Here is a 26,663-nt window from a genome sequence, read left to right on the forward strand (position 1 = left end):
TCGGATGTTTCAGTGGGCTATTTCTCAGAGCAATACAGATCCATTCTACAGGTATTGTGCAAACTTTTGTTTAAGCGTTAGTCACCCCCTACGAGGTCATTCAGAGTAGAACAAGCCTCATCCAATGGGCAGATGCCAGCATGGATGAGGCTATATGAATAGATTTGATTTATTATTCAAATACCAGGTAACCGACTTGTTCGTGGGTGTGATTGCGCTCGGTGCCTCCTAGCTGATCTTCATCCACTGCCAAAGTCAGGCTGGTCGAGGTCAATGGTGTCGCTCCGTAGAGTACAGCCCAGCCCCCGTCTGAACCGTCCATGCCTGCTATGCTGACTGCGGCCGCGCTGGCAGTGCTCAGTCCGGTAAGGCTATAGTTATACCCGGTGCTTGTATTCCCGGTGCCCTGCACGATGTCGTTGCCTAGTCCAGCAGTGTAGTTCACACCGTTGATACTGCCATTTCCTGACTCGATAACAATGTAGCCGATGGTTTCATCCGCGCGGGTCGTGTCCGGATCTTCGCCGACATGTTTTCCAACGTTGAGAGCGCTGGCGCTTGGTGGCGAAGTGCGATTGCTTCCCTGACACCAGAATACAGACCAGTCGGCATCATTGGCACTCATCACTTGGCCAACGACAACAGGGTTGGTGTAACTATTCTGATAAGTTCTGGCCTCGGCACTCCATGCGTTATTTTGCGCCGTGACGGTCGAAGTAAATTTCACCGCTTCCATGTTCACACCATGCTCGGCGGTTGTGTAAACGCCCTCTTCGACCACAACGATGGAGACATCAGTGGTCACTGCAGCGGTCAGCCCATCCGTGCGATCGATCTTCACCTCGAAACTGCTACCTGAAACATTCCGGATGCGAGTGACTACTGGAGGCACGCTGCTGTTAGGATAAATCGGAGTGGCGATGATGACGGCGGAGTTATAATTCTGTCCAAGGTTTACGCTGGTCCACGTGGTAGATGAAACTGCACTCACATTGGTGCGAACCAACTTGGGTGATTTGTCGACAACGGTGGTAAAGCTGCCGGTGCTGCCCCATGTCGTGCCTGCGCTGTTAGTAGCACTTACTGTGTAGTAGTAGGTCGTGCCATCTGTGAGACCTGTCAGATTTTCAGCGCCTGCACCTGCTGCTACCACTCCAAGACTTTGCGATGAATCCCATGATCCCGCACTGGTTCCCCCATCAGTGAGACCGTAGTAGACGGTAACCGTGGGGTTTTCTCCTCCAGTAGCTGTGACATCGTATCCGACTGTAGCACTGCTTAAGGCAACATTACTTGCAGACCCAGTGCTCACGGTGGCAGTTGTGGCAGTGACATCAACCGTTAGCGTCGCTTCATCAAATAGACCCGCTGCATCAGTCACTCTTACTGTGAAAACGCTGGAGCCGACATCACCTTCTGCCGGCGAGCCGGTGAGTGAGCCATCCGTAGCCACATTCAACCACGCCGGGCCGGACTGTTTGGTGAAGGTCAGGGTATCGCCTGCATCAGGATCGGTAGCTTGGCTGGCAATACTTCCAGTGTAGGCTGCAGCGACGGTTGCGGCTGTGCCAGTGATGGATGAGGAGACAAACTCCGGAGCACTGTTCGCGATCAACGAATCAGGCTGAGCGCCACCGGCAAGGGCTGCAATCTGAGATTGATCAAGTGCGGCGTTGAAGAAGGCGAAGTCATCGAGGTCACCCGAGAGACTGTTTCCACCTGTTCCGTTTGCGCCAATGACTAGTTTGGTGAAGTCCGTGACGAGCGGCACTTTGCCACTTCCACCAGCGATCTTGACTCCATTGACCCAGATCTCGGCAGCGCCTCCGTTTTTCACCAAGGCGATGTGATTCCATGCAGTCCAATCGATGCCAGATGGCTGCGGTGCGGAAATTCGATGGTTGGCACTGGAGTTACCGAAGTCGTAGTAGAGACTGTTATTCAACCATGGTGTGTGTGCCTGAAGTCCGCGTTGGCCGTCACCACTACTTGGAGAAACGGCCCAGAATGAACTCATGGCCAATCCGGCCTGATCGAGTTTCTGCCAGAAACTAATCGTCAGCTTGTCATCAGCTGCGGCTTGCTGAAGGAAAGTCATGTTAGTGATCTCTGCACGCTGACCGCCATTGCTTCCGCCGAGGTCGAGAGCGCGGTCTCCTAGCTGGCCAGTGCGCCCCAGAGAATCTCCGGTGAAGGCGGCACCTCCCAGAAGGTCTCCGGTGACACCCCCGATGACATCGGTCGTAACGCCTGGGTTTCCAGCCTCGTTGAAGTCCCACTGGGCAACCACGAGCACGTTAGGTTTGCTCGATGCGCTGTTAGGATCGCTACCTTGTGCGAGTTCGAAGTCGTCGCTGTAGCCATCGTTATCCGAGTCGGTATCATGGGCGACGTTAGTCACGGTGACAGTCACTGAAGCTGTGTCAGTCAGTGCCCCGCTGTCTGTGGCGGTTACCGTCAGGTTGTAAACTGATGTGGTTTCATAATCGAGCGCGGCTGCTGTGGTGATCGTGCCGTTTCCTGAATCGATGGCAAAAGCGCCGCCGATGTTTCCTCCGGTGATCGAGTAGGTCACTGAATCTCCGGCGTCCGGGTCTGTTGAGGAGACCGTGGTTACGACGGATCCAGTTACTACATTTTCTGCCACTGAGCCATTCGCATCATCTGCAGTAGGCGCTTCGTTGACGTCGTTGACATTCACGGTAATGGTCGCGGTGTCGGATAGCTGAGGCGATCCGTCGTCACTCACTGTCACGGACAAGACATACTGCGATGCGGTTTCATGATCTGTCGCACCAGTAGTGCTGAGAACTCCAGTGTTAGAATCGATGGCAAAGAGGCCTGATCCATTTCCAGCGGTGATGCTGTATGTTAGTGAATCTCCTGCATCGGGATCATTTGCAGTAACAGTGCCGATAGCTCCTGCGACAGCATTTTCATCCACTGCGAAGGTGGCGTCATTGACTACAGGTGCCTGATTGCTAAACGAGCCAATTTCTCCGTTTGTCAGAGCCCTTGTGTAAACCCGCACATCATCGATCAAACCGGCGAAATACTTATTATTATCGCGATGGTCGTAACCGATGCTGAGAGCCAGTGCGCGTAGCTCCTTGGCAGGGCCATTGCCTTGCGCACTTTGAACGCCGTCGATGAAGACAAATCCATCGTCGCCATCGCGAACCGCTGCGATGTGGTGCCACTGGTCGTCGTTCACTGTAGTAGTCGTGGTTATGTTAAACTGATGACCATTGTTGTAGATGAAGAATGTCACCGTGCCGTTGTCGTTCACGTTGAGCACGTATTCACCATTGTAGCCATTGCTGCCTGGCTCGCGTTGCTGGATGACAGCGCCGGTGCCAGCGGCGGCATCAATTTTCACCCAAGCTGTTAGTGTGAAGTCACCTGTTCCCAGAATTGCTCCGTCAGAATCGACTAACACTCCATCATCGACTCCATCGAACTGGAGGGCGTTACCATTTTTCCCAGCCACGAACGCGGCTCCGGAAACTGTGCCATGGTTACCATTGGCCAGATCGGCGGCATTGGTTCCGGCAGATTCGTCAAAGCGCCACCAAGAATGAAGGTCGGCGAAGAGGCCTTGAGGAGTGCTGGTGTTAGAATTAGGATCTGAACCTGCGGTGACTTCGAGTTGATCGCTGGCACCGTCACCATCCGAGTCAGTATTGTTAGGATCCGTTCCGGCAGCCAGTTCACCAGCATTGTTCAGACCGTCTCCATCGGGATCACCATTGCTGTCTTGGGCAGCGAGATTTCCGAAGTTAGCAACTTCCCAACTGTCGAGGAGACCGTCACCGTCTGAATCAGGATTGGAGTCATTGACAGTGACAGTGAAACTGGTTGTTACCAATGTGTTGATGCGATCGGTCGCACGGATCGTGATAGTCGCGCTGCCAGTTTCGATGCTCGGATAAGACAGTGTTAGATTGCTACCGTTGACTACTGCGGTGACCAAATTCGAGTTAGTATTTCCATGGATTTCATAGGTGAGGCTGTCACCTGGATCAGACTCGCTATACACCCCTGAAAGGTCAACCACGGTGGATTGTGCTCCTTCGTCTACTGTGACGTTTGAAGGTGCGGCGATCAATGTTGGGGCGTTTTCTCCCGCTGTGAAAATATGCGGCGTTGTCAGTAAGGTGCGTGCAAAACCAGGACCTTGCCACGCCACTGCCACGTGATCTCCCCCACCGCCTTCTTTGTGAAGAATTTCAAGATAGTAGGCCTGGCCCGCAACCATTGGGATGACGGCCGATTGCTGTGATCCGTTAGAATCCCACGCCTGATGGCCAGTGTAATTGGAGACACTTGCCACCACCGCAGCATTGGCAGGAGTGGAGTCGTTGCTGATCAATAACTGGCTTTGATCATCACTGGCGATCCAGAATGTGTAGTCGCCCGTCGTTGGCGCAACCACCACTCCGTAAACTCGATGGCCGTAGGAATCACCAACGCTTGTGCCTGAATCCACATTCGTCCAGATACTGCTGGAGCTTGGATTGTCCGGGTAATTCGCATTTCCTGTTAGACTAGAGATTGATGAGCCTGAAATTCCATTGAAGCGATCTGCCACCAAGCCAGACTGCACCGGATTTGCTGCAATCACATTGATGGATACGGGTGCCGTGACTTGCACAGAACCATTGTTAACGGTGTAAGAAAATGCATCCTGACCCGTGTAGCTAGCATTAGGTGTGTAAATAAGGGTCCCGTCCGAATGCACTGTGACTGATCCATTGGCTGGCTGGCTCACCGTGACCACAGGATTTCCAGAGACAGTGTCATTGGCAAGGACAGGGATGAGAGTTTGTTCTCCGCTTAGAGCAGTGGCGACGTCGCCATTGATGATCGGATTATCACCTGTGTAGTGCGCTAACACGTAGCTGGTGCTCTTGGTGCCTGTCGCAGTTTCGCCATCGCCCAAAGTATCCTCGGCAAGATAGACGCTCACCGAATTTCCAGGGGCGACACTCTGCATGGCGACAAAGCCGTCTTCACCGGTGTCACTTCCGCCCCAAGGGACTCTCATGTCAGAGGCGAACTGGGCTGAATGAATCGTTGGGAATCGCTCAAAGCTGTGGCTGGCTCCCGCATCGCCGATTAGGCCAAAGTTCGCGTAACCATCGTAATTAGTGACGCCAATCTGAAATTGATAATCGCCCAGTTGATAGGAGCCGGATTCCATCACGATGTAGCCGATGGTTTCAGCTACGCGCGAGGTGTTAGGATCTTCACCCACGTGTTTTCCGAGTTGGACTCTGTTGGCACCCGCTTTGAACCAGAACGATGACCATGCGGTGTCATTGCTGGTCATCACCTGTCCAAACACGGCTGGAATGAAATAGTGATCGTAACCGGTGTAAGCGAAATCACGAGTGGTGCCGACAAAGTTGCCGCCTGTGTCTGTGACCGTGGAGTTGAATTTGACCGCCTCCATCTTGATCCCGTGAGTTGCCACATCATAGACGCCTTTCTCAACAACGAGGAATCTAACCGTGGTAGGCCCTACGGCAGACGATGAGCCATCAAGCCGATCCAAACGCACCTCAAACGAGCTACCGCTGGCATTGCGGATGCGTGTCGCAAGCGGTGGCGAACCTGCGCCTACCATGGGCTGAGCCACCACCACCATCGAGGTATAGCTTTGCTCCAGATTGATGGTCGTCCAATTTCCGCCCTCGGCATATCCATCGAACGATACCAATTTCGGATCGTTGGCTGCGGCAATGACTGTCACAGGGATCGTGGAAGTGTGAACATTTCCGGTGGCGTTAGTCACCGAATAGGTAAAGGAGTCGGCACCGGTGAAACCCGTGGACGGCGTGTAGGTGAATGTTCCGTCTCCGTTATCGACAACCGCACCATTGCTTGGTTGGCCGACGGCTGTTAGAATAAGCCCACCATCGTAACTAAAATCATTGCTGCTGGGGTCTTCAAATTTCACCGAGCTATTCTGAACGACCGTCAAGGTCTCCTCCGCCCGCTCGACCGGCATCCAATCCGGCAAACCACTTAGTTCTGTGATCACCGACGCGGATGGAGGCAATTGCCAGGAGGTGAAGAAATTCGACATATTAAATCCCGTGCGGTTGCTCACCTGCCTGACCCACTCGTCGATTTTATCCTGACTACCGGAAAAATTGCTCGAAGGCATCGCGGTCATTGCAGCCACCGTGTCCTGAATCAGTTGTGGCCCGAATTCGTTTACTAGAAGATCAAAGGGCGTTCCCTTCACATGCACCTTGTAGTGAGGGGCGTGGTTCCAGAGATTGTCACTCTGGATCGCGAGGTAATTATTGACGCGGGATACTGTTAGAGCCTGCTTCCACGAGTAGTTGCGTGCAGTTTTCTGCATCCACTTTCCTCCCATGTTAGGCGATGTTTCACTGAACTCGTGGAACTGAAAGTTCCCCGAATCACAAATATGCCCATACTCATGAAGAGTGAGAGAATAGGCGGACGATTTCAACTCAAGTGAATCAGTGAGGTTCGCTGTGCGCCCATAAGACTGGGGGTAGGTGGAAACTCCACCGGCTGGATAATAATCATGATGCACAGGCAATTGGCGGCCCGCATCGTAAGCATAAAATGTGCGAACCTTGCCGCAGAAAAAGTTCCACTCTGTCATGACGGCCTCAGGATCGGGCAAAGTGCGTAACCAGGAATCGGCATCAACCACCAAAGTTGCTTCATCAGAATCCAAGACACCGAATGGGGTTCCACGATCTCGGATACCCGCTACCCACTGGGCATCTGTGGTTTCGCCGAGCTTGAAAAAAGGAGCCTCCACTGCGCCGGAGACAGTGATATTTTGCGTGCCGCTCCAAGTTACATTGCCAGGAACAATGATCTGGATCAAACCGCCGTGGGGGTTGGCCACTTGGATCTGAGACCCATCGACATCAAAGTTAATCATTTGGGTGGGCATGACGGGCATACTATTTGAGCCACTGCCCGAACGAAGGTGGCTGACTCTAACATCCAGATTAATCGATGCCAACGCGGCTGGAAAATCAATGGTGACTAGTTCTCCGGGAGCTGCGTAGAAGGGCGTGTAGATCGTTTTGGTAGCATGATTTGCCGGTGGTGACGAAATAGCAAAGGTGGCATTACTAACACGAGTAGCGCCTGCATCAACAGGCAGAGCAGCACGATGCGCCGTCATTTCTGCCGGGTCTTGTTTGGCTAACAGGCCGCACTCAATATTCAGCAGCGTGCGTTCAAAACTGTCGGTGACCGGATTCGCCACTGTCGGAGTGATTGCTGCACTGGCGGCTCCAAATGCCTCAACCAGGCGAGCGTAGTCGACATCATCCTCGTGCAATGAGGCGAGCAAGTTCTGCATGACTGAGACAGCTAGATCCTTCTCGTTTTGGCTATAGGAACCAGAGTTGGCGAATAAGGTAATGATCGTATCGATATCCATTTGGTCATCGGCCCGATTGATTGATGGCAAACCGCTACTCCAGCCCTCGCCGGTAAATGCGATACCTGCTTCACGCAGAAGAATGTTACCTGGGATATCCCACTTTGATTTATTCCACCACCATGTGTAGCCGGAGCTATAGTCGCAGATAAAGAGGCCACCGCCACCGCGCACGTAATCGCCCGTGGTGTTGAGCGTAGCCTGAGAAGCATTATTCCCTAACCAACCGGGGATGAACACCGCTGTGCCTTGGAGGTCCGTAGATAGGTTTGATGTATTGGATAGCACCACATTGGTATACCCTTGTGCAGTCAGCCATGTTTGCACGCCCGATGACATGGTGACAATTTTAACAGACTGGTCAGTTGTACCCGCCAGCCAAGTGATGCCGTTCGTGTAAAAAGTTCCCGTGGAGGTATCTCCGCCATAACTGTTCATGTTCAGCCACTGATGATCTGGCATGGCTATGACTTTGCCTGCCCCCAGAGTGCCGGCGGCTATACCGGGGCTCGATTCATCCTGCCCCGGGTAATTGGTGACACTGAAAGATGTCGGGGCCCAGACGGTTAGATAACTCGGCTGGGTGGGATCAGCGAGTGAAGTGACATTGGCTAAGATCGCCGTACGCGCTGCCTCGACATCGACGATTTCATTCATGGAAATCGTCACCGTTGCCGTGTCCGAGCCCCCGTTACCATCGGAAACCGTGTAAGTAAATGTATCGCGTCCGAGGTAGCCGGTGTTCGGTGTATAGCGGTAATGATTATTGCCAATCGAAGTCAACGTGCCATTGGCCGGAGTACCTACTGACGATATCGTCAGCGTGTCTCCATCCGCATCCGTATCATTGAGCTGAAGATAGTTTAGCTCCAGAATCATGTCCTTGCCTGACGCAATGACATCATCGTGAGCGATCGGCGCTGCTGCATAAAGCGAGGATACACTCGCTGTTAGAAATATTGATGAAAGAAGCGAGACGGGTTGTGTGTATTTCATGTGTGTTGTGGGCTTTGTTCTTTCGAAGATAAAATCTTCCCCCATTTCAACAGACACCCATGCTCAAATTTCACAATAACGGCACATCTATAAAAATAGGATGGTGTAATGTGAGGACTCAAATAGGAGAGTCAATGTATTTTGGCTTGCTAAACTAATGTTAGGACGCAAATACGAAATTTAACCCCCTGTTAGATATTGCCGGTATTCGCACTGGAGGAAATCGTCAGCGCTCAACAAACTGCAACCTGCTAGGCACAGTCCTAACTACAGGCTACATCCGGAAAATGCTGCCACCCCTTTTCCCGAGAATCACGAAGGCTCCCATGATGGAAATTCCTAGGAAAATCATTGCCCAGACGCCGAGCGCGGAGGCGAGTTCGTGGCCTGTTCCCAAGGTACTCAACAGTGAGTAGATCGCCTTCGTAATCGGGTAATGCTCAGCCTGCTGGGCGAGGATCAGACTGTCTGAGACCTCGAGCATGGCGAACGCAAAAGCAAGGATGCCCCCTGCAATCAAATTTGCTCCGATGAGTGGGATGCCGATGCGTTTCAGCGTGCGCATGGGAGTCGCGCCGAGAGAACGAGCAGCCTCTTCCAAAGTGATGTTGCTTTGTTGCAGACCCGCGACAGCGGCCCGCACGACATAAGGGAGTCGACGCACGGCGTAGGCTGCTATCAAAAGATAAATCGGGTTATTGGCAGAGCCTACCAGCCAGTGCAGCGGCTCACCTTTCTGGGTGATGGCGATGTAGCCGAAGGCAAGAACAAGCCCCGGAACGGCGAGTGGCAACATCATTACAGCATCTAAAATCACCCGACCACGAATGGTGCTGCGTACAATTACCCAAGCGATAGCGGTTCCGAGGACGATATCTAACAATGTCGATCCGGAGGCATAGATCAGGCTGTTTTTGATCGATGGCACCACCAGTGGATGGCCGAGAGCATCATTGTAGTGCACCATGGTCAGCGACTCGGGGAGAATGGTGCCATACCAATCGCCAGAAACGGATAAAAACAGAACACCCAGATGCGGAACACAGGCGATGAAGAATACCGCCATGAAAGCTGCGGAAAGCGCCCAGCCTTTGCCTGTGCTAAGCACGGCCTCGCTGGCATGGGTTTTCGGACGAGGGGCAGTGCCCAGACCGGATCTGCCTAACACCACTTTGGAAATCGCAAACACAGAGGCGGAAACAATCAGCATAATCCCAACCAGCGCATAGGGCATGGGATTGGCACTGAGGTCTTTGATGCCATCGTAAACCTGCACGGATGCCACACGCGTGTAATCAAAGACCAATGGTACGCCCAACTCAGTGAATGACCAGATGAATACAATCGCCGCGCCGGCAAAAATCCCTGGCATACACAGTGGCAGGGTGATCTTCCAGAGTCGGCGCCAAGGTGGGCAGCCGAGATTTTGTGCGGCTTGTTCCATCGCCGGATCGAGGTGAGAGAGCGCCGCCGCGATGTTCATGTAGAGAATCGGATAGAGGTGCAGGGCGTTCATGATGATTACGCCCCAAAGGCGAGCCTCGCCTAACCAATCCGTCGGCTGAGAGGCATTCATCAGACCGAGATCGATCAAAAATGCGTTCAATGAACCACTGACTCCGAGAATATGTTTGATCCCTACCGCACCTACGAACGGCGGTAAGACCAGTGGTGCCAGAATCAGAATTGAGAGTAATTTTTTACCTGGAAACACCCACCGGTGTGAGGCGATAGCCAGAGGAAAAGCGATGGCCAAGGCTAACAGGGTGCTGCCAACTCCCATGACAAAGGCGTTCCAGAGGCCCTCGACATAGATCGGATTTTGAAACACTCCGAGGATGTAATCCATGGTGATTCCTCCGTCTTCACCCTGAAAGGCCACAGCCAAAGTCATGGCCACCGGGTAGATGAAAAAGACGCCGAAGATCAGAACAATGACGGCTGTGATGGCGTAGGCAGTGGTCTTGTTCATGCTACTTACTTTCCTTCCTCGGCCAGCTCACCGGCGAGTTTGTAGTTTTTCCTGAATACGTTACTGAGGCGCACCGCTCGACGAGCCGTTGAAACTTTGCTCCCCGACTCCAGCTGCCTGCGGATGTCACCCATGGTGTTCTGATAGGAAACAAGAGTGGTGTCTTCGAACACCTTAGTGGCCCGCGGTGGCATGTTGGCTTCCGCGAGTTTCAACCAAGCCTCCTTGATCTCATCATGGGCATCAAGACAGATGACCCGAATGACGAAACGCAATGCAGTGACCCCCTTCCCTGTGAGCTCGCGTTGATAGACGAATCCTCCCGTCGCTTCATAAGGATTTTCAGGATCGGTAAAATACTGGGTGTTTTCCGGTGTGTAAACATCACGCCTAACAGGCATGCGCCGGAGTGCGTGGTGTTGGGTTCCGTTAGGGCTACCTGGCTTCGCATTCCAGAGCAGCTGACCTTTTTCTGTGAGCAGGAATTCGACGAAGGCTTGGGCTATTTCAGGATCGGGAGCTCCCTTGAGCACGGCAACCGGATCCACACTCATCGAGGTTCCTCCTTTGGGAGAAATCCATCGCATGCGGGAACTTCCGTCCTCTTTCTTGAGCATCTCCTCATAAGTGCGACCGTAGAAATCGACACACATCCCAGCGGCTGCATTCCCCTGAGCTACATCGTGAGGAATCTTTGAAGAGCTATCTGTGAAGTAACGCGCGTTGGCTCCGATCTTCTGGATTAAATTAATGCCTTTGTCCCAACCCTCGCTACGCACCCGCATATCGAATTGTTCAGGGGTCTCACCGGGTTCGCGTTTCGCTGTGGCGGACGTTTCGTGCATTTGCTGCTGGATCAGCATTTCGAACGCACGGGCGACAGAACCGCTTTTGTTAGGATCTGACAATGCGATCGCACCGAAGTATTTCGGATCTGCCAAATCAGACCACTGCACCGGAGGCTCCAGACCCTTGCGCTCGATTACATCCTCATTGTAGCAGATGCCGAAACGTGAAAGGCACACGCCCACCCAGGTATGGTCTTCTGAATAATAGGTCTCGCCCGAAAACGTCTGGGGCACGGCCTTGTCGTTGAACCAATAGGGGTGGTTCTCAAATACGCTGAGCTTTGCGAGTCGCCCTGCCTTGGCTTGGATGTGAAACTCGTAATCGCCACCACCGAAAAAGATATCAATCCCCACCCCTTCGTCTCCGGATTTCTTAGCGGCAGCGAATTTTCCATCCAAGATCATCCGAATTTCGGAAGTTCCACCGGGTGTTAGCCAGTTGACGTAAACGGTTTCGCCGGTCTTTTGCTGCCACCATGCTTGGAATGCTTCGCCAAACTCACGGCGGATCGTTTCGTTGTGTGGAGTGATGATGTTGATGCGGCGATCAGCATTTTCAGCGGTGACGATTCCGGTGCCAGCTTTGCGGCTCAAAACTAGCGGAGCGGCGACGCAGAGCACCAAGGCCAGTGCCACCAGCGACTTGCTGTTGATCCATTTACTCATCATGCCACTTAGTTTCATGCCTTCAGAATCGTTACATCAATAGGGTCCGCGGTTAGCACAATCTCCTCGCCATTCTCACGAATGATATGGGGATTCGTCTCAGTGATCGACCACAGGTGATCGCCGGCTCCATGCACCCGATACTGAATGTTACTGCCCAGATACATCCGGTCTTTGATTTGGCCTCTGACCCGATTGATTGGCACTCCGGAGTTGTCCGCATGGAGAGCTTCTGGACGAATGGAAACCAGAACCTTGGTTCCCTCCGAAGGTCGCCAGCCCTTACGAGTGATCCTGCCATGGAATTCACCAAAGTCACTGGAGACTCTCAAGCCCAGCTCATCGTCATCGCGCACAATGCGGTCCACTGTGGCTTCGATTAAATTCGTCTCACCGATGAATCCGGCCACGTGTGAGCTCGTCGGATTGCGGTAAATGGCATCAGGCGTCCCCATCTGTACGACACGACCTGCATCAAGAACAGCCATGCGGTCGGCCATCGAAAGAGCCTCTTCCTGATCGTGGGTCACGTAGACACCGGTTAGATTATTGTCTTTCACGATACGGCGGATTTCGCGGCGCATTTCCAGTCGGAGTTTGGCGTCGAGATTGGAAAGAGGTTCGTCTAACAATAGACATTTCGGTCGGACCACCAGCGCACGAGCGAGAGCAACGCGCTGCTGCTGACCTCCGGACATGTGATCGATCCGTCGATCATAGTATCCCTCCAGATGAACCATCGCCAAGGCTTCATCGACACGTTCATTGATCTCCTTGCGGGGTACTTTGCGTTCCTCGAGCCCGAACGCAACATTCTCTCCTACGCTCATATGAGGCCATAGAGCGTAGCTTTGGAAAACCATGGCGGCTTCACGTTTATGAGTCGGGAGCTTCGTGACATCACGATCACCATAGACCACACGACCCGAATCTGGAATTTCCAGACCAGCGATACAGCGCAGCAAGGTGGTCTTGCCGCAGCCACTGGCGCCTAACAAAAAGAACAACTCACCTTTTTCAATGGCAATACTGGCTTGGTCCAATGCACGGGTTTGCCCGAATTCCTTCACCAGTGATTCCGCACGTATTGCATCCATAATCGCTGTTCATCCTCCAAGGATGCCTAGGGCTTGGCAAGTAAAGAACCGTGGCAATATCGGGCATCCGGATCATGAATCAAAAAATAGAAACCGTGCCCCTCTATAGCTCACAAAATCACTTTGTGAGGATTTCTTCGCATAAGATGAATGGATGACCGTCTACTTGCTGAACAACATTCAACAAACCATGAGCGAACAACTATCCAATACCCTATCCCCAACAGACACCGGCGCGACCACCACTCCTACCCAATCAGCCGTTGCTACCACATCCACCGCCATCGCTGGACAAGCCTCCATCGGGCAGCGTGCAGGAGCCTATTTAATCGATGTCGCCGTTGTCATTGCCATCAACGTGGTGCTCTCGTTTACCATTGGCATGATGTCCTCCACCTTAGCCAGCTTGGCCAGCTTCGCAGTAGGAATCGGCTACATGGTAACCCGCGACAGCCTGCCATTTCTTGACGGCCAGAGCATCGGCAAAAGACTGATCGGACTGCGCGCCGTAACCGCAGACGGGCAAAGCCTGTCCAACAACTGGAACCCCGGCTTGATCCGCAATGCCATCCTCGTGGTCCCCCTGATGCCCCTCGTCGAATTGATCATCCTGTTCACCAAGCAGGAGGCACCTGAAGGCCTGCTACGTCTCGGCGACCAATGGGCTGGGACCAAAGTCATCACTGTCAAATAAACCAACTTTCTTGGGAGAGAAAAAAGGGAACCCCCGGTGCGTTTGTGTGTCGCCCGGGGGTTTTACATTGCCAGATTTGTTCTTGGGCGTATGCCATCAGCTGTCAGCCAGTCGGCATAAGCTCTCGCATGAAAAAATTACCCCTCATCATACTCATCCTCGCTGCTGCCGCGGTCTGCGCCATCATGTTCAAGCTTTCCGAAAGCAAAAGGATGACAGACCCCACAGGGAAATTTACCGCCGTGGTCACTTACAGAAATTACCAAACCTACATTCCCAGCGCCCCCGGTGACAGCAGTGGTAAGTCGGGATTCATCACTATTTACGATCACACAGGCACATCCTACGGGCGAATTCCGCTCGATATGATTGCGCAAGCTGACGACCTGCAATGGACTGACACCGGCGCCACCATCCCTGCATACTGCACATGGAATTTTGAAACTCGGACTTACCGCTACTGGAACAGCGACCAGACAGAGGAAACCATCGAACACGCACGCTAACAAACAGGTATCACCATGCCCTCTGGCTCAACCGAGTTTGCGCTCCTTCTAATACTCTTCCTGTGCTTTTTGTTATTTATAGGCGGCTGGGTATCTGTCTGCTGGATGCTGTCGCACTTGGGAGGCTGGCACAAACTCGCGAAACAATATCGCCGACAGCACAAGCCCACTGGGAAGAAGCATTTCATGGCTAGCGCCAAAATCGGATTGGCGAACTACAACAACTGCCTGACCCTCTACACATCGCCGGACGGCCTCTATCTTTCCGTATGGCCGATGTTTCGCATCGGACACCCGCCACTTTTTCTACCGTGGTCGGAGCTCCATAATCCACAGTCCAAAAATTTCCTCTGGGCGAAATACGTCGAATTTGAAATAGGATCGCCCAAAATCACGACCCTTTCGATGGCTGAAAAACACTACAACCCAGTTCGGCAGCAGGACCTATGATTCGAGGATAATATTGGCGTTAGATTGTAACGGACAACCGCGTGGGATTGGCTAACATCATTTCATGAACCCAATACTTGTAGTTAACAATGACAGCAGCTTACTCGCAGAAATGACTACCGTGCTCAGGGACGGCGGATACTTTCACCTGGCAGCCTCCAGTGGCGAGCAGGCGCTTACCATGGCCTCTGGTTATGATTTTTCACTCGTTATTCTCGACCTGAAACTGGCCGATATGGACGGCGACGAACTGTATGAGAAACTGCTCAAGTCTGAATCCCACTACACGTTACCAGTGGTAGCCTTGGTGGACTCGCTTGATGCAGAAGAAGTCGAAGTAGTGAACCGCCTGTTACCTCAGGGTCAGGTAACACTGCTTTCCAAGCCTCCCAAAAAGGAATGGCTGGATGATTTGTTCGCCCGTTATGGCGAGAAGAAGGGCTAGTCACTAACACGATTCCCGATGCCGTCAGTGACCAAACATTCACTGACCAACAAAAACCCCCGGTTGCTACTGCGACCGGGGGTTTGTTCTGATGGGTAATTAGCTCAGACTATTAGAACTTGTAGTCCAGGTAGAACTGGAACTGGCCACCTTGATCGGCGACTGGGTCTGGTGAGTTGAGCGGGATGGCGTAGTCGATGGCGAGTGGGCCGAACGGGAGGTTCAGGCGGAGGCCGACACCGGCATCGTGGTAGAGGTCGCTACCGAAGTCCCATGAGTCTGCGTTAACCAGACCGACGTCGTAGAAGACTGCACCACGGACACGCTCGATGAGCGGGAAGGTGTATTCCAGACTGGCGTATGCGGAGGTGTTACCACCGAGCACTTCACCGGTGACGGCGTCACGAGGACCTACGTCACGGTTTTCAAAACCACGCAGGTTGTGAGGGCCACCGAGTGATTCGCGGTCGAAGATTGGCACGAAGTTGTTGCTGCCATGTGTGTCTGCCACAGTGAAGGCACCGCTGAGGTTCAGGATGCTGTCACCCCAGAGGTTCCAGTGCTTGGAACCGGAGGCTTGAACGATAAAGACGTCCACATCGCCACCGATGAATCCACCGGCGTAGGTGGCGCCGACGTCGATCTTGTGACCTTTACGTGGAAGCTGGTTACTATCGCGGCTGTCGTAAACGTAGCTCAGGCTGATGGCACTGCGAATAAAGTCGCCGTCTTCCCTCATGAAAGCAGGAGAAGTATCGCTATCGGCATCGATGGTGATTTGCTCGATGCGGTATTCACCTTTGACGTAGGCACGCTTGCTTACAGGCTTACGAAGTGAGATGGCAGTTCCGTATTGGCTCTGCTCGTATTCGGAGCTGTAGTAAAGTGCATCGCGGTAGAAGAACTCAGTGCCGAAGGCCAGGCGCTGGCCGAGGAACCATGGTTCTACCCAAGAAACGCGGAAGTCGGTGCGCTGGCTACCAAGCTGGAGCTTGGCGCTGAAGCGCTGACCGGCACCGGTGAAGCTGGGCCAGTTGGTGATGTCGAAGTTGGTCTGCTCAAGGTTAACGTAACCTACGATGCTATCAACGGAGCTGAAACCGAGACCGAAGCTGATAGAGCCGGTCTTTTTCTCGTCCACCTGGATATTGATATCGCGGTAGCCAGCTTGATTGCTGGGTGATGCACCTACCTGAACGTCGTTGAAGTAGTTCATGTTCTTCAGACGGCGGCGGGTGGTGTCCATTTCCACGGAGTTGAGATACTCACCTGGTTTCATCGGAAGTTCGCGGCGGATGACGCGGTCTTGAGTCTTGTCGTTACCTTCGATGGTAACGCGGCCGACTTTGTAACGGCGGCCTTCGACGACACGGTAGGTAATGCTGACACTGGTAGCAGTGACGTTGCGGATGTCAGGGCTGACAGCGGCATCGGCATATCCACGTGAACCGTAGTAGCTACGGATCGTGGTGATGTCTGCGCGCATTTTGCTGAGTGAGTAGCCATCGCCAGCGTTCAAGGTCAGGGCAGGAGCGAGCTCGGAAGCACTAAAGACGGTCAGTTTTCCAAAGCCAACCTGTGCGACGGTGAACTTGGCACCTTCTTGAATGGTGATCACAAGATCCACACGGTCATCTTCCACAGGTTCACGACGAACAGAGGCTGTAGCGCGGAGGTATCCACGGTTGCGGTAGTAGTCGAGAACGCGGTCGAGATCTTCATCCAGCTTGACCACATCGATACGGCCGGACTTGGTGAAGAATGAGAACCAGCCTTTCTGCTTGGTTTTCATTTCATTGCGCAGAACGTGGGACTGGTAAGTGTTGTTACCTTCGAAACGAATCTTACGGACTTCGGCGCGTGCGCCCTCGTCGATCACGAATACCAACTCGGATGTGCCAACGGCTGCGGCTGGCTGAATGCGGTGATTCACAGTAACATCGGCGTAACCAAAACCACGGTAGTGCTCCTGAATGTTACGGCGGGCGGTCAAAATGGCTTCATCGCTCATGACACCACCTGCTTTAAGCTTGGTGACGCTAGCGAGTTTGCGATCACTGAAGCGGGTATTCCCCAAGAAGCCAACAGCGACGATCTTTCCTCGGGTCTTCACCTCGGCGATCACCTTGACTCCACCACCTACGGCTTCAGCAAAGAAACGGACATCGTCAACCAATCCACTCGCATAGAGACTGCGAACGTCGTCATCGAGACGGGCGGCGCTGTAGTTCTGCCCAGCACGCACGGCCATGTTTCCGCGGATACGAGCTTCGTCCACGGTGGGGGGGCCATTGTAACGCACTCCTACTGAGACGATTTTCTTTCCTTCAAAATTCTGCGCATTTGCGGTGGCGGCGCTGGCCAATAACATGACAAATCCCGACAGCATGATGAGTGACTGTGGGATGCGTTGGGTGATACCTTTAAACATTCTTTGGTGGATACGGGTTGGTTGGCGGCCATAAGACCATCTAACAGCAATCGCGTCAAGGTCAATCAACGTCTAATACCCCAGCTGAAAACCGAGATTTCACGGGGGCTGGCGGGGATTTCCCACACCAGAATTCATGTTCATGTCACGACTGGATTTGCTCCAGCATGACCACGATTCATGACGGGCGAAGCAGTGGATGCCCGAGCTTCGCCTTCGACGTGAATGGCGGGCGGAGATAGGTAGGAGCCAAGGGTTGGCTAACAAGCTGCTGCTGCCTCTCGGACGTTAGGCCTAACCAAACCTCGATCAGCGCACTGGCTTCCGGACGCGTGCGCCGCACCTGAGTCGGCATTTCTATCGGGTTGAGCCAAGCCCCTGAGGGATCGTCCAAGGTGAAAAACGAGACATCTCCCTTGTCATGGAGAGTGCAAACTACCTCCTGAAACTCGGCCGCCGGCATCAGCTGGGGCTCATTGGCCTCGCCGTTGGAGGCGATCTCGGAAATATAGTACAGGCCACGTCGTGCATCGCCCACAGCGGCAGCGGATTTCTCAGCGCGAGCAACAGGCGTGGCAGCCAGCGACCCGATGCCCACGGCAGGGCAACCATTGGCGATGGCCACCCCCTGCCCGGCGGCAATGCCGGTGCGCGCCCCACTATAACTACCAGGACCGGTGCCCACGAGGATGAGGTCCAGCTTTCGGCCATCGAGAATTTTCAATGCCTCGCCCAGTGGTTCGAAAATCATCGAGTTATGGTTTCTGTCGCTGGTGAAATCGTGCTGATACGCAACGGAGCCGTCACACCAGAGCGTTATGCTGGCTTCGGGCACGCTGGTTTCGATGGCTAAAATCGCTTGATTCGAAGAATGACTGGACTCGGTCTCCACGGCGCGGATGCTATCGCTTCAGCTGAAAATACCAATTCAGAATTAGCAAATTTGGGATAAAGCGTTCGGGTCCGGACAAATGTTCGCCGATTCCTCCTTGCCAGCCTCTCCGTTTGCAGCTTAGTTCCTCGCGCGCAGTGTGCTCGGATAATTCGAGACACGCGCACAATTTTCAACTTCCAAACCGTTTATCATCATATGAGTGACTATGCCAAAGGACTCGAAGGAGTCATCGCCAATGAATCCGCCCTCAGCCGTGTGCAGGGTATGGAGGGAAAACTTTCTTACCTCGGCTACGACATCGACGACCTGGTGAACGGCTGTTCTTTCGAAGAAGTCACCTATCTCTTGCAGAACGGCGAACTTCCCAACCAATCGGAGCTCGATAGTTTCTGCGAAAGCCTACGAAGCCGCCGCGAACTCCCCCAGGGAGTCATTGATTTTCTAAGATCTGCACCCAAGGACGCACTGCCGATGGACATCATCCGCACCGGCGTTTCCATGCTCGGACTCACTGACAAGCGCGCCAAGATCGGTGACCCGGATCACGAGGCAAACCGTGAAGTCGCCCTCTCCATCGTGGCGCAGATCCCTGTGATCGTGGCCTACTTCCACCGCTCCCGCCAAGGTCTTGATTTCCCTGAAGTCCGCACCGACCTCGGCGAGGCCGCCCATTTCCTCTATCTGATGTCCGGAGAAGTGCCTAGTGACGCCGCAGCCCGGACACTGGACATCGCCTACATCATCCATGCTGATCACGGCATGAACGCCTCCACTTTCTCCGCCCGCGTTACCGTCGCTACTCTCAGCGACATGTATTCCGCGATCACCTCTGCGGTGGGCACTTTAAAAGGACCACTTCACGGTGGAGCCAACGAAGGTGTGATCCACATGCTCGAAGAAATCGGCGAGGAAGACAAGGTGGACGCCTATGTGGAAGACTGCCTGAAGAACAAAAAGAAGATCATGGGCATCGGCCACCGTGTTTACAAGGTGCTGGACCCACGTGCTCCGCATTTGCAAAAAATGGCCATCAAGCTCACCGAGGAGCTGGGCGAGCCGAAGTGGATCAACATGTCCAACCGCATCGCAGAGATCATGCGCGAGCGCAAGGGGCTGAATGCCAACGTCGATTTCTATTCCGCGACGGTTTATTACTCCATGGGCATTCCCACCGATCTGTTTACCCCGATCTTCGCCATCGCCCGCGCTGCCGGCTGGACCGCCCAAGTTCTGGAACAGCTTCGCAATAACCGCCTGTATCGCCCACTGACCAAATATGTGGGACCACAGGAAACAGTGCCAGTGCCACCAATTAGCGAGCGTTAAGGAGGCTCGATCATCTATTTTTCCCCAAAAAACCCGACTTGCGCTGAGCTTGTCGGGTTTTTTATTGGCTTCTCTGAAAGCGATTTGTAAGACTATCGATTGTGCTTACGTTATTAGCCCACCAATTTACTCAGCAGTAAAACATATCATGAACCACGATTCAGAAAACAATACCCGCCGCAGCTTTCTCAAAAAAGCCAGCGCCGTGGCCGCTGTTACACCCATTCTCGGTGTGCCATCCATCGTCAACGCCCAGAATCTGGGAAGTAAAACCATCAAAGTCGGTCTGATCGGCTGTGGCGGCCGGGGCACCGGTGCTGCTACCCAGGCTCTGAGCGCCGATAAAAATGTCCAGCTCTGGGCAGTGGGAGACGCTTTTGACGACAAAATCCAAGGCTCCCTGAAACAACTCAAACGATTTGGCAAAAACGGAGAAGTTCCCAAAGAACGACAGTTCACTGGTCTGGATGCGTTCCAGAAGGTGATCGACTCCGGCGTAGACGTGGTGCTGCTGGCATCGCCTCCCGGCTTCCGCCCCCAGCATCTGCGCGCTGCTGTTGAGGCTAAGAAACACACCTTTGCGGAAAAACCCATGGCCGTCGATATGGCTGGGGTGAAATCCGTGCTCGAGTCCACTGAACTCGCCAAGAAGAACAACGTCGCCATCCAGCACGGTTTCTGCTGGCGCTATGCACCCAGCACCCGCGCCGCTTACGGAAAAATTCTCAACGGTGACTTCGGTCGCGTCACCTCCATCTACGGCACCTACATGGGCAGCGTTTACAAACCCATCCCCAAGAGTGCGGTGAAGCCTAAGGGCATGGGCGATGTCGAGTGGCAGGTCCGCTGGTGGACAAACTACGAGTGGCTCTCCGGCGCCCCTATCCTTGAGCAGTCCATTCACTCCGTGGACAAGATCGCTTGGGGCATGGGCGATGTCGCACCAATCGCCGCCGTCGGCACCGGTGGCCGCATCCAGCGTGACGACCCTAGTAATGTTTACGACCACTATAACGTCGCTTACGAATACCCGAATGGTGTCATGTGTCACCTCGGCGCACGTCAGTTCAGCCGTAGCCACGGCGAAGTGATCGACCGTATTTTCTGCGAGAACGGCTCAGTGATCGGACCTAACCAGCCACGTGCCATCGACGGCGAGGGCAAGACCACATGGCGTTACAAGCCAGAGCCTGGCTCGGTGCAAAACATGTATCAAGTTTGCCACAACGAGTTCTTCGCTGACCTCCGCGCGGGTAAGATCAATAACACCGGCGAATACATGGCGAACTCCACCGCACTGGCGATTCTTGGTCGTGAAGCAGCCCACACCGGCAAGCGCATCACTTGGGACCAGCTCTTCAAGAACGATGAAGACATGGCACCGGACAGCCTGAAATTCGAAGACAGCTTCGCCATCGCCCCGGTTCCAGTACCCGGCAAGAAGGCCTAACCCTTGTTTCCAAACAATTCACTCAACACGCCGACAGCGCTATGGCTGTCGGCTGTTTTGTGCTAGGCTCCAGCGCCAGCCCAGACTAAAACATTTTCACAGATCCTATTTCTCACATGAAAACTCCATCCAAATTTGCCCTCGTGCTACCTCTTGCCGGCCTGCTCGCATTCAACTGCCATGCAGATGAAAAGGCAGCAACCGCAACTGTTACTCCTATCGGTTCCGTTGGCGAAAAGCCAGCACCTGAGTTCCTCGAACTCACCAAGACCATCCATGCCGCAATCACCAAAAAAGCGGCCGAAGAAAAGGGGGCTGAGATGAAGGCATACACCGAGACCGCACCTGAGGCCGAGGATGCTGAATTTGAAATGCTGCCGATCCCCGGTGGCACATTCACCATGGGATCGCCTGAAGCTGAAAAAGGCCGCACAGCCGATGAAGGCCCTCAGCGTAAAATCAAGATCGAGCCATTCTGGATGGGCAAGGTGGAAGTCACTTGGGATCTCTATCAGCAGTTCATGAACAATGAGGCGCTCAACGAAGTTTCACGCAATAAAAACGGCAGTATTAACCGCGACAACGATCTTCAAACTCCCGAGCCTAACAAAGCCGAGGGCGATGAACGCTTCATCGACATCCTCTCTCAGCCGACTTCTCCGTTCCACGTCATGCACTTCAACATGGCCAATGGTGCCGGCTACTCCGAGGACTATCCGGCCGTTTCCATGACCCAACACGCCGCCAGCAAGTTCTGCGAGTGGCTCAGCGCGCAAACCGGACATTACTATCGTCTTCCTACAGAGGCTGAGTGGGAATACGCCTGCCGCGCCGGCAGCAAAACCGCCTACAGTTTCGGCGACGATCCTGCCAAACTTGAGGAGTATGGATGGTTTAAAAAGAACGCGCGCATCGATGCCGTTTATGAATACGAATACCAACCGGTAGGCACTAAAAAACCCAACGCCTGGGGTCTGCACGACATGCACGGCAACGTCGCTGAGTGGGTGCTCGACGCCTACCTAACAGACGGTTATAAAAACGTACCAAACGGCGCACTGAATCCCGTCAAGCTCAGCAAAAAGCGTTACCCGCGAGTCGTCCGCGGAGGTCACTTTGAAATGGACGCCGCAGAACTACGTTCCGCCGCCCGACACGGTTCTGACCCCACTTGGAAAGAGAACGATCCTCAGGTTCCCAAATCCATCTGGTATCACACCAAGGCTCGCTGGCTCGGCTTCCGTGTCGTGCGCCCAGCCAAGGTACCATCCGTCGAGGAAATGCACCTGCTCTGGAATACCGGACCGGGTGAGTTATAAACCCGCACCCACTAACACATGGCCGTTCGTCACCTCATCGCCTGCCTGCTATCGGTATGCGCGATGGTAGAGGTTTGTGCGGTAGAGAAAAATCCGGCTCTGGAACGTTATCATTTCCAAGCCGCCCTCATGGGCACACGCTTCCAGATCGTGCTCTACGGCAAGGATCAGGAAACAGCCACCAAAGCGGCCAATGCAGCGTTCGCCATCGGCAAGGAGGTCGAAAAAGCCTGCTCGGACTATGATGTCACCAGCGAGCTGATGACGCTGATGAAGCCTCCGGCTAGCCAAAAGGTCTCAGCGCTACTGGCTGATGTGTTAGAAAAATCGCTCGCCATCGCCGAGGAGACCAATGGTGCTTTCGACCCCACCCTCGGTGGACACAGCTGGAACTGGCGCCGCGCCCGCACACGCGAGAAGCTCCCCACCGATGAAGCCATAGCAGCCGCTATAAAAATATCTGGCTGGCAACACCTAACAATCACCAAAGACAAACAGGTCCGCAAAGCCATCCCTGGCATGAAACTGGATCTCGGCGGCATTGCGAAGGGCTACGCCGCCGATAGGATGTTAGAAATACTGCGCAACAATGGCATCAAGAGGGCAACAGTCGCAGCCGGTGGCGATGTCCGCCTCGGTGACGCTCCTCCGAATACGAATGGTTGGAAAGTCGGACTTAAAACCTTGGCATCTGACCCTAACGAGCCACAAACGAGGCACCCCTATCTCGTGTTATCTAACTGCGCTGTCTCCACCTCAGGAGACCTTCATCAGTTCATTGAAATCGATGGTCTGCGCTACTCACATATTGTTGATCCCGCCACTGGGCTCGGACTCACACGCCGAGTTTCTGCCACCGTCGTCGCACTCACCGCCACTCGCTCGGACGCACTCGCCACTGCCTGCTGCGTCAGTCCGGAGCTGGCAAAATCCATGTTAGAAAAAGACGGCGTTGAAAAACTGTTAGTCATCACTCACGACCCAGATAGTGACCTAACGCAAACGAGCTCCGCCAATTTCCCAAAGATCCACCAGCCGAAAACAGTGCCCGTGGAGAAATGACCTGAGCTACGGCTTAGATGGATGTGAGCGTATCTCCCTCATTCCAAACCATCTTCACATACGTGTGTGCTCGTTGTGGGAATCCTCTCCTGACCCAGCTTTTGAAATCCTGGAGAGATTTCGCATAGGGGTATTCGAGATAAGTGGGTCGCGGATCGTGCCAGTCCAAGATGTCATCGCTTTGCATGCATATCAGAGAGAGATCTTTTCCAAGTTTGATATTATTCCGAGCGCAGAAAACGTAGAGCGACAGCACGGTAAACGAGTTGGAGGCAACAACGCATGTAGGCCTGCGCAGCATAAACTCCTTTTCCCAGTTTCTTTGCCACGAGTCTGGAGAGAAATCCTGGAACACCGGAACCGAAGCCTCACAAGCCGCCCTCGATAATCGGTCCTGGTATATTTCATACAAGGTGGCTTGCACGGATTTCTGGAATCCTCGCTTTCCGTAATCAAAGGGAATCAACAAGTGCTTGTGCCCCATACCCCGCAATCGTTGTAGTAAATCTCGGAGAGTGAGATCCCAACTTTGAGAGGAACCTGGAAAAACCCTATTCTTAAACTCCGCATACCCAAGCTCCCCTCCCAAATAATAGCATGGCAGACCCAGCTCGATCACGGCCTTGATCCATGGTGCGGGCGGTCCATAGAATAGTAAATGGGTAGCGGAATGTTGATGAACCCACTGGCTCAGAAGTTTGGCAGGATGCTGGTATCGCGCAAGATCACCTGACACCCTATCGACATCGGCCGATGATTTTCCGCGATGCAGCCAGAAAACGGAGATGTCATTAAGCAATTTCTCGTCAAACTTGTCCAAGGGAAAGGTTGCGTCCGTGATAATCAGCAAACGCATCTTCTCGACGGATGACCGTGCCTTCCTAGAGATTTTGCGATTTTTACCCTGCTCGGGCGGCCCGATGACACCCTGTTGTTCAAGCAATTGGATCGCCCGTTTACTGGTTCCCTCGCTCACTTGATAGTGGGCGCTCAGGGTTCTGTATCCAGGCAGGGTATCGGTCCACACCCCTTCATGGATATCTTTCTCCAAGCGCTCTGCCAGCTGAACAGGCAATGATTTACGACCGAGGGACTGACCTGACATGGGGTAATTGTATGTGAAAAGCGGCAACGGTCAAAGCACGACTGAGATCTTTTTTGACTCAGTGGAAAGCTTCTCTATGAAATTGTTGCAGGAGTCGAAGTCAGACAAGTTGCCCTCGGTGAAGGGGAGTTTCTTCCGCTGTCTCACGCCGCAACCAAACGCTAAAAACACATCCCATCCTATGAAACATACCACAATAAGCGCTGTACTAGGCGCAATCCTCTACACAGGTTCTGCGAGTGCTGCTACTCTGAGTTTTGACGGTACCACAGACCAAGACATCGTTGACGCATCCAATTGGACCACAGATGCCCTACCCACAACTGGCACTCATACGGGTGTAGTTGGAACCGGGCAGAATGTTACCTTTACTAACAGATCTTTATATGACGACGGAAGCACGGGGCTCGGAATGACCATCACCTTTGAAGGCACGTCCACCTTGAAGAACGGTCAAAACGCTGCAGTTCGCCTAGGCAGCGCCGTCTATACCTTCAATGATTCATCCTCATTTTCAAACTTTGGAGCCAACAGCTCCGCTGATAACTTGATCATCGGCTACAACGGCGAGGGTGCTACCATCAATTGGAACACGGTGGGCGCTCTTGTTGGAATCTCAAACTTTGAATTAGGCCAAGACGGCACCAGTTTCTTCAATCAAAACGGTGGCTCGGTCAGCGTCGAAAACAACTTTGATCTCACCGACGGCGTTTACACGCTATCCGCTGGGGATCTTTCTATTCCGGGTCTTGTAATCGCTGTAAATGGCGCACTGGATTTCACAACAAACAGCACCGGCCTCGTCACATCCTCGAGCACGGTTGATTTTGCCTCACTGATCAATAGTGGCCAGATTACAATCAATGGATCTTCTGCCACAGTGGCTGACTTTACGATCACAGATACCACTCTAGCTCTTGCCGTTCCCGAACCATCTTCCACCGCTCTTCTCGGTCTCGGTGGACTCGCACTGGTCCTGCGCCGCCGCAAGTAGATCTTAACAACAACGCGCGTAACATAGCCCGGTGGAAGCAATTCCGCCGGGCTTTTTGGTTTTCTCAGATCGCTGTGAAACGACAGCCAAAAAAAGCACCGGCCAAATGAATCGGCCAGTGCTTGTTTGTAAATCGTCTTGAAGCTACCTCCGCATTATCGGCGACGGCGGATGATCATGCCGAGTCCGGCGAGACCCAGAAGAGCGGTGGTGGATGGCTCAGGAATCGACTCTGTAGCGAAGCGCACTTCGCCGAGACCGTAGAGACTACCATCACCGGCAAAGACCGTGGTGTCAGCATGGTTTTCCGTGATTCTCAATGCTACGTAACGTGCAGTGAGTTCGGAAAACTGGAATGTCTGAGCGGCCAAGCCATCCGCATCCGGACCGTCTTCATAAGGCATTGAACCGTTTAAACCTATAGCCTCTGTGCCAAAGTCAAAGGTGTTGCCTTGCGCCTCAGTGTGGAAGATCATCTCAAAGCTCTTGGTTTGGTTACCCCGAGAAGCGGCACCTCCACCGTTGTTCCCATAGTTCCAGACCAGGGCTGTACCGAAGTTCTGATCCGATCCAAGGTCGAATACAAAAACGGGCAAGCCATTTGACGTGAGTGCATACCATGACTCGAAATGACCGTTTCCAGCCAAGTAGTGTGTCGTTGCCTGAGCATCTGCGAGTGAGGTGCCAGTGGGGAGAGTTGTAGCGCTCCCACTAAGTGTGAGGTTATCTGGTGCATTGCCAGCGTTGTCACCGATGAGATAAGCAAGGCTGGAGCTTGCACCTGCGGCAGGGCCGCTAACGCTAACAGGAGCAATAACAGTAGCTGATGCGGCAGCCATTCCCATAAGTGAGAATGTCGATGTGAATAGATAGGTTTTATTCATGGGATTGTAAGTTCTTTGTCTAAGTTATTCATGCGCGTTTACTGGTGTCGCAAGCACAACAAGCTGCGTCGCAGTATAG

Annotated in this window: 17 protein-coding genes; 9 read left to right on the forward strand and 8 right to left on the reverse strand. The window is 53.4% G+C overall.

Annotated elements, in window-relative coordinates; all coding sequences use genetic code 11:
- Positions 1-172: 172 nt before the first annotated feature.
- The 4 genes from ACSPJT_RS10200 to ACSPJT_RS10215 all read right to left on the reverse strand — a co-directional run bounded on the left by ACSPJT_RS10200 (position 173) and on the right by ACSPJT_RS10215 (position 13,023).
- Positions 173-8,440 (reverse strand): Ig-like domain-containing protein, encoded by an 8,268-nt coding sequence (locus tag ACSPJT_RS10200; protein ID WP_435892442.1) that lies wholly within the window; start codon positions 8,438-8,440, stop codon positions 173-175.
- Between the two features lie 274 nt (positions 8,441-8,714).
- Positions 8,715-10,412 (reverse strand): ABC transporter permease, encoded by a 1,698-nt coding sequence (locus ACSPJT_RS10205; RefSeq protein ID WP_435892443.1) that lies wholly within the window; start codon positions 10,410-10,412, stop codon positions 8,715-8,717.
- A gap of 5 nt (positions 10,413-10,417) precedes the next feature.
- Positions 10,418-11,944, reverse strand: coding sequence for an ABC transporter substrate-binding protein (locus tag ACSPJT_RS10210; protein ID WP_435892444.1), 1,527 nt, complete (start codon positions 11,942-11,944; stop codon positions 10,418-10,420).
- Positions 11,941-13,023 carry an ABC transporter ATP-binding protein gene (locus ACSPJT_RS10215; protein WP_435892445.1) on the reverse strand — a complete coding sequence of 361 codons (1,083 nt, stop codon included), beginning with the start codon at positions 13,021-13,023 and terminating at the stop codon, positions 11,941-11,943. Before ACSPJT_RS10215 ends, ACSPJT_RS10210 begins: the two co-directional genes overlap by 4 nt.
- Before the next feature lie 190 nt (positions 13,024-13,213).
- Between ACSPJT_RS10215 and ACSPJT_RS10220 the strand changes: the two genes are divergently transcribed.
- From ACSPJT_RS10220 to ACSPJT_RS10235, 4 genes are all read left to right on the forward strand, one after another.
- Entirely contained in the window at positions 13,214-13,717 is a 504-nt protein-coding gene (locus tag ACSPJT_RS10220; RefSeq protein WP_435892446.1) for an RDD family protein, read from the forward strand.
- Between the two features lie 128 nt (positions 13,718-13,845).
- A complete protein-coding gene (locus ACSPJT_RS10225) occupies positions 13,846-14,223 on the forward strand; it encodes a hypothetical protein (protein ID WP_435892447.1) in 378 nt (125 codons plus the stop codon).
- Positions 14,224-14,238: 15 nt separating this feature from the next.
- Positions 14,239-14,673: a hypothetical protein gene (locus tag ACSPJT_RS10230; protein ID WP_435892448.1), complete on the forward strand. Its 435-nt coding sequence runs from the start codon at positions 14,239-14,241 to the stop codon at positions 14,671-14,673.
- 64 nt (positions 14,674-14,737) lie between these two features.
- Positions 14,738-15,118, forward strand: a complete 381-nt coding sequence (locus ACSPJT_RS10235) for a response regulator (RefSeq protein WP_435892449.1) — start codon at positions 14,738-14,740, stop codon at positions 15,116-15,118.
- Positions 15,119-15,230: 112 nt separating this feature from the next.
- Here ACSPJT_RS10235 and bamA read toward each other — a convergent pair whose 3' ends face one another.
- Complete coding sequence (bamA, locus tag ACSPJT_RS10240) at positions 15,231-17,549, reverse strand: outer membrane protein assembly factor BamA (protein ID WP_435892450.1); 2,319 nt, start codon at positions 17,547-17,549, stop codon at positions 15,231-15,233.
- 178 nt (positions 17,550-17,727) lie between these two features.
- The gene (gene tsaB, locus ACSPJT_RS10245; RefSeq protein WP_435892451.1) at positions 17,728-18,441 is read right to left on the reverse strand and encodes a tRNA (adenosine(37)-N6)-threonylcarbamoyltransferase complex dimerization subunit type 1 TsaB; all 714 of its coding nucleotides are present in this window, start codon (positions 18,439-18,441) and stop codon (positions 17,728-17,730) included.
- A gap of 198 nt (positions 18,442-18,639) precedes the next feature.
- On the opposite strand from tsaB, the gene ACSPJT_RS10250 reads away from it, so the two are divergent.
- From ACSPJT_RS10250 to ACSPJT_RS10265, 4 genes are all read left to right on the forward strand, one after another.
- A complete protein-coding gene (locus ACSPJT_RS10250) occupies positions 18,640-19,770 on the forward strand; it encodes a citrate/2-methylcitrate synthase (protein WP_435892452.1) in 1,131 nt (376 codons plus the stop codon).
- Positions 19,771-19,918: 148 nt separating this feature from the next.
- A complete protein-coding gene (locus ACSPJT_RS10255; protein WP_435892453.1) occupies positions 19,919-21,220 on the forward strand; it encodes a Gfo/Idh/MocA family protein in 1,302 nt (433 codons plus the stop codon).
- Between the two features lie 116 nt (positions 21,221-21,336).
- The gene (locus ACSPJT_RS10260) at positions 21,337-22,539 is read left to right on the forward strand and encodes a formylglycine-generating enzyme family protein (protein ID WP_435892454.1); all 1,203 of its coding nucleotides are present in this window, start codon (positions 21,337-21,339) and stop codon (positions 22,537-22,539) included.
- An 18-nt stretch (positions 22,540-22,557) separates the two neighbouring features.
- Positions 22,558-23,601: an FAD:protein FMN transferase gene (locus ACSPJT_RS10265; RefSeq protein ID WP_435892455.1), complete on the forward strand. Its 1,044-nt coding sequence runs from the start codon at positions 22,558-22,560 to the stop codon at positions 23,599-23,601.
- Positions 23,602-23,614: 13 nt separating this feature from the next.
- On the opposite strand, the gene ACSPJT_RS10270 is transcribed toward ACSPJT_RS10265, so the two are convergent.
- The gene (locus ACSPJT_RS10270) at positions 23,615-24,706 is read right to left on the reverse strand and encodes a hypothetical protein (RefSeq protein ID WP_435892456.1); all 1,092 of its coding nucleotides are present in this window, start codon (positions 24,704-24,706) and stop codon (positions 23,615-23,617) included.
- Positions 24,707-24,887: 181 nt separating this feature from the next.
- Between ACSPJT_RS10270 and ACSPJT_RS10275 the strand changes: the two genes are divergently transcribed.
- On the forward strand, positions 24,888-25,700 hold the full coding sequence (locus tag ACSPJT_RS10275) for a PEP-CTERM sorting domain-containing protein (protein ID WP_435892457.1): 813 nt from the start codon (positions 24,888-24,890) through the stop codon (positions 25,698-25,700).
- 155 nt (positions 25,701-25,855) lie between these two features.
- Here the strand turns inward: ACSPJT_RS10275 and ACSPJT_RS10280 are convergent, their stop codons facing one another.
- Positions 25,856-26,584, reverse strand: a complete 729-nt coding sequence (locus tag ACSPJT_RS10280; RefSeq protein WP_435892458.1) for a PEP-CTERM sorting domain-containing protein — start codon at positions 26,582-26,584, stop codon at positions 25,856-25,858.
- Between the last annotated feature and the right edge of the window lie 79 nt (positions 26,585-26,663).

The sequence above is a fragment of the Oceaniferula spumae genome, assembly GCF_042849255.1.
GTDB lineage: Bacteria > Verrucomicrobiota > Verrucomicrobiia > Verrucomicrobiales > Akkermansiaceae > Oceaniferula > Oceaniferula spumae.

Bases quoted from the DNA above. Each gene is read 5' to 3' on its own strand.
- ACSPJT_RS10200 (WP_435892442.1), bottom strand. From the start codon at position 8,440: ATGAAATACACACAACCCGTCTCGCTTCTTTCATCAATATTTCTAACA.
- ACSPJT_RS10205 (WP_435892443.1), bottom strand. From the start codon at position 10,412: ATGAACAAGACCACTGCCTACGCCATCACAGCCGTCATTGTTCTGATC.
- ACSPJT_RS10210 (WP_435892444.1), bottom strand. From the start codon at position 11,944: ATGAAACTAAGTGGCATGATGAGTAAATGGATCAACAGCAAGTCGCTG.
- ACSPJT_RS10215 (WP_435892445.1), bottom strand. From the start codon at position 13,023: ATGGATGCAATACGTGCGGAATCACTGGTGAAGGAATTCGGGCAAACC.
- ACSPJT_RS10220 (WP_435892446.1), top strand. From the start codon at position 13,214: ATGAGCGAACAACTATCCAATACCCTATCCCCAACAGACACCGGCGCG.
- ACSPJT_RS10225 (WP_435892447.1), top strand. From the start codon at position 13,846: ATGAAAAAATTACCCCTCATCATACTCATCCTCGCTGCTGCCGCGGTC.
- ACSPJT_RS10230 (WP_435892448.1), top strand. From the start codon at position 14,239: ATGCCCTCTGGCTCAACCGAGTTTGCGCTCCTTCTAATACTCTTCCTG.
- ACSPJT_RS10235 (WP_435892449.1), top strand. From the start codon at position 14,738: ATGAACCCAATACTTGTAGTTAACAATGACAGCAGCTTACTCGCAGAA.
- bamA (WP_435892450.1), bottom strand. From the start codon at position 17,549: ATGTTTAAAGGTATCACCCAACGCATCCCACAGTCACTCATCATGCTG.
- ACSPJT_RS10250 (WP_435892452.1), top strand. From the start codon at position 18,640: ATGAGTGACTATGCCAAAGGACTCGAAGGAGTCATCGCCAATGAATCC.
- ACSPJT_RS10255 (WP_435892453.1), top strand. From the start codon at position 19,919: ATGAACCACGATTCAGAAAACAATACCCGCCGCAGCTTTCTCAAAAAA.
- ACSPJT_RS10260 (WP_435892454.1), top strand. From the start codon at position 21,337: ATGAAAACTCCATCCAAATTTGCCCTCGTGCTACCTCTTGCCGGCCTG.
- ACSPJT_RS10265 (WP_435892455.1), top strand. From the start codon at position 22,558: ATGGCCGTTCGTCACCTCATCGCCTGCCTGCTATCGGTATGCGCGATG.
- ACSPJT_RS10270 (WP_435892456.1), bottom strand. From the start codon at position 24,706: ATGTCAGGTCAGTCCCTCGGTCGTAAATCATTGCCTGTTCAGCTGGCA.
- ACSPJT_RS10275 (WP_435892457.1), top strand. From the start codon at position 24,888: ATGAAACATACCACAATAAGCGCTGTACTAGGCGCAATCCTCTACACA.
- ACSPJT_RS10280 (WP_435892458.1), bottom strand. From the start codon at position 26,584: ATGAATAAAACCTATCTATTCACATCGACATTCTCACTTATGGGAATG.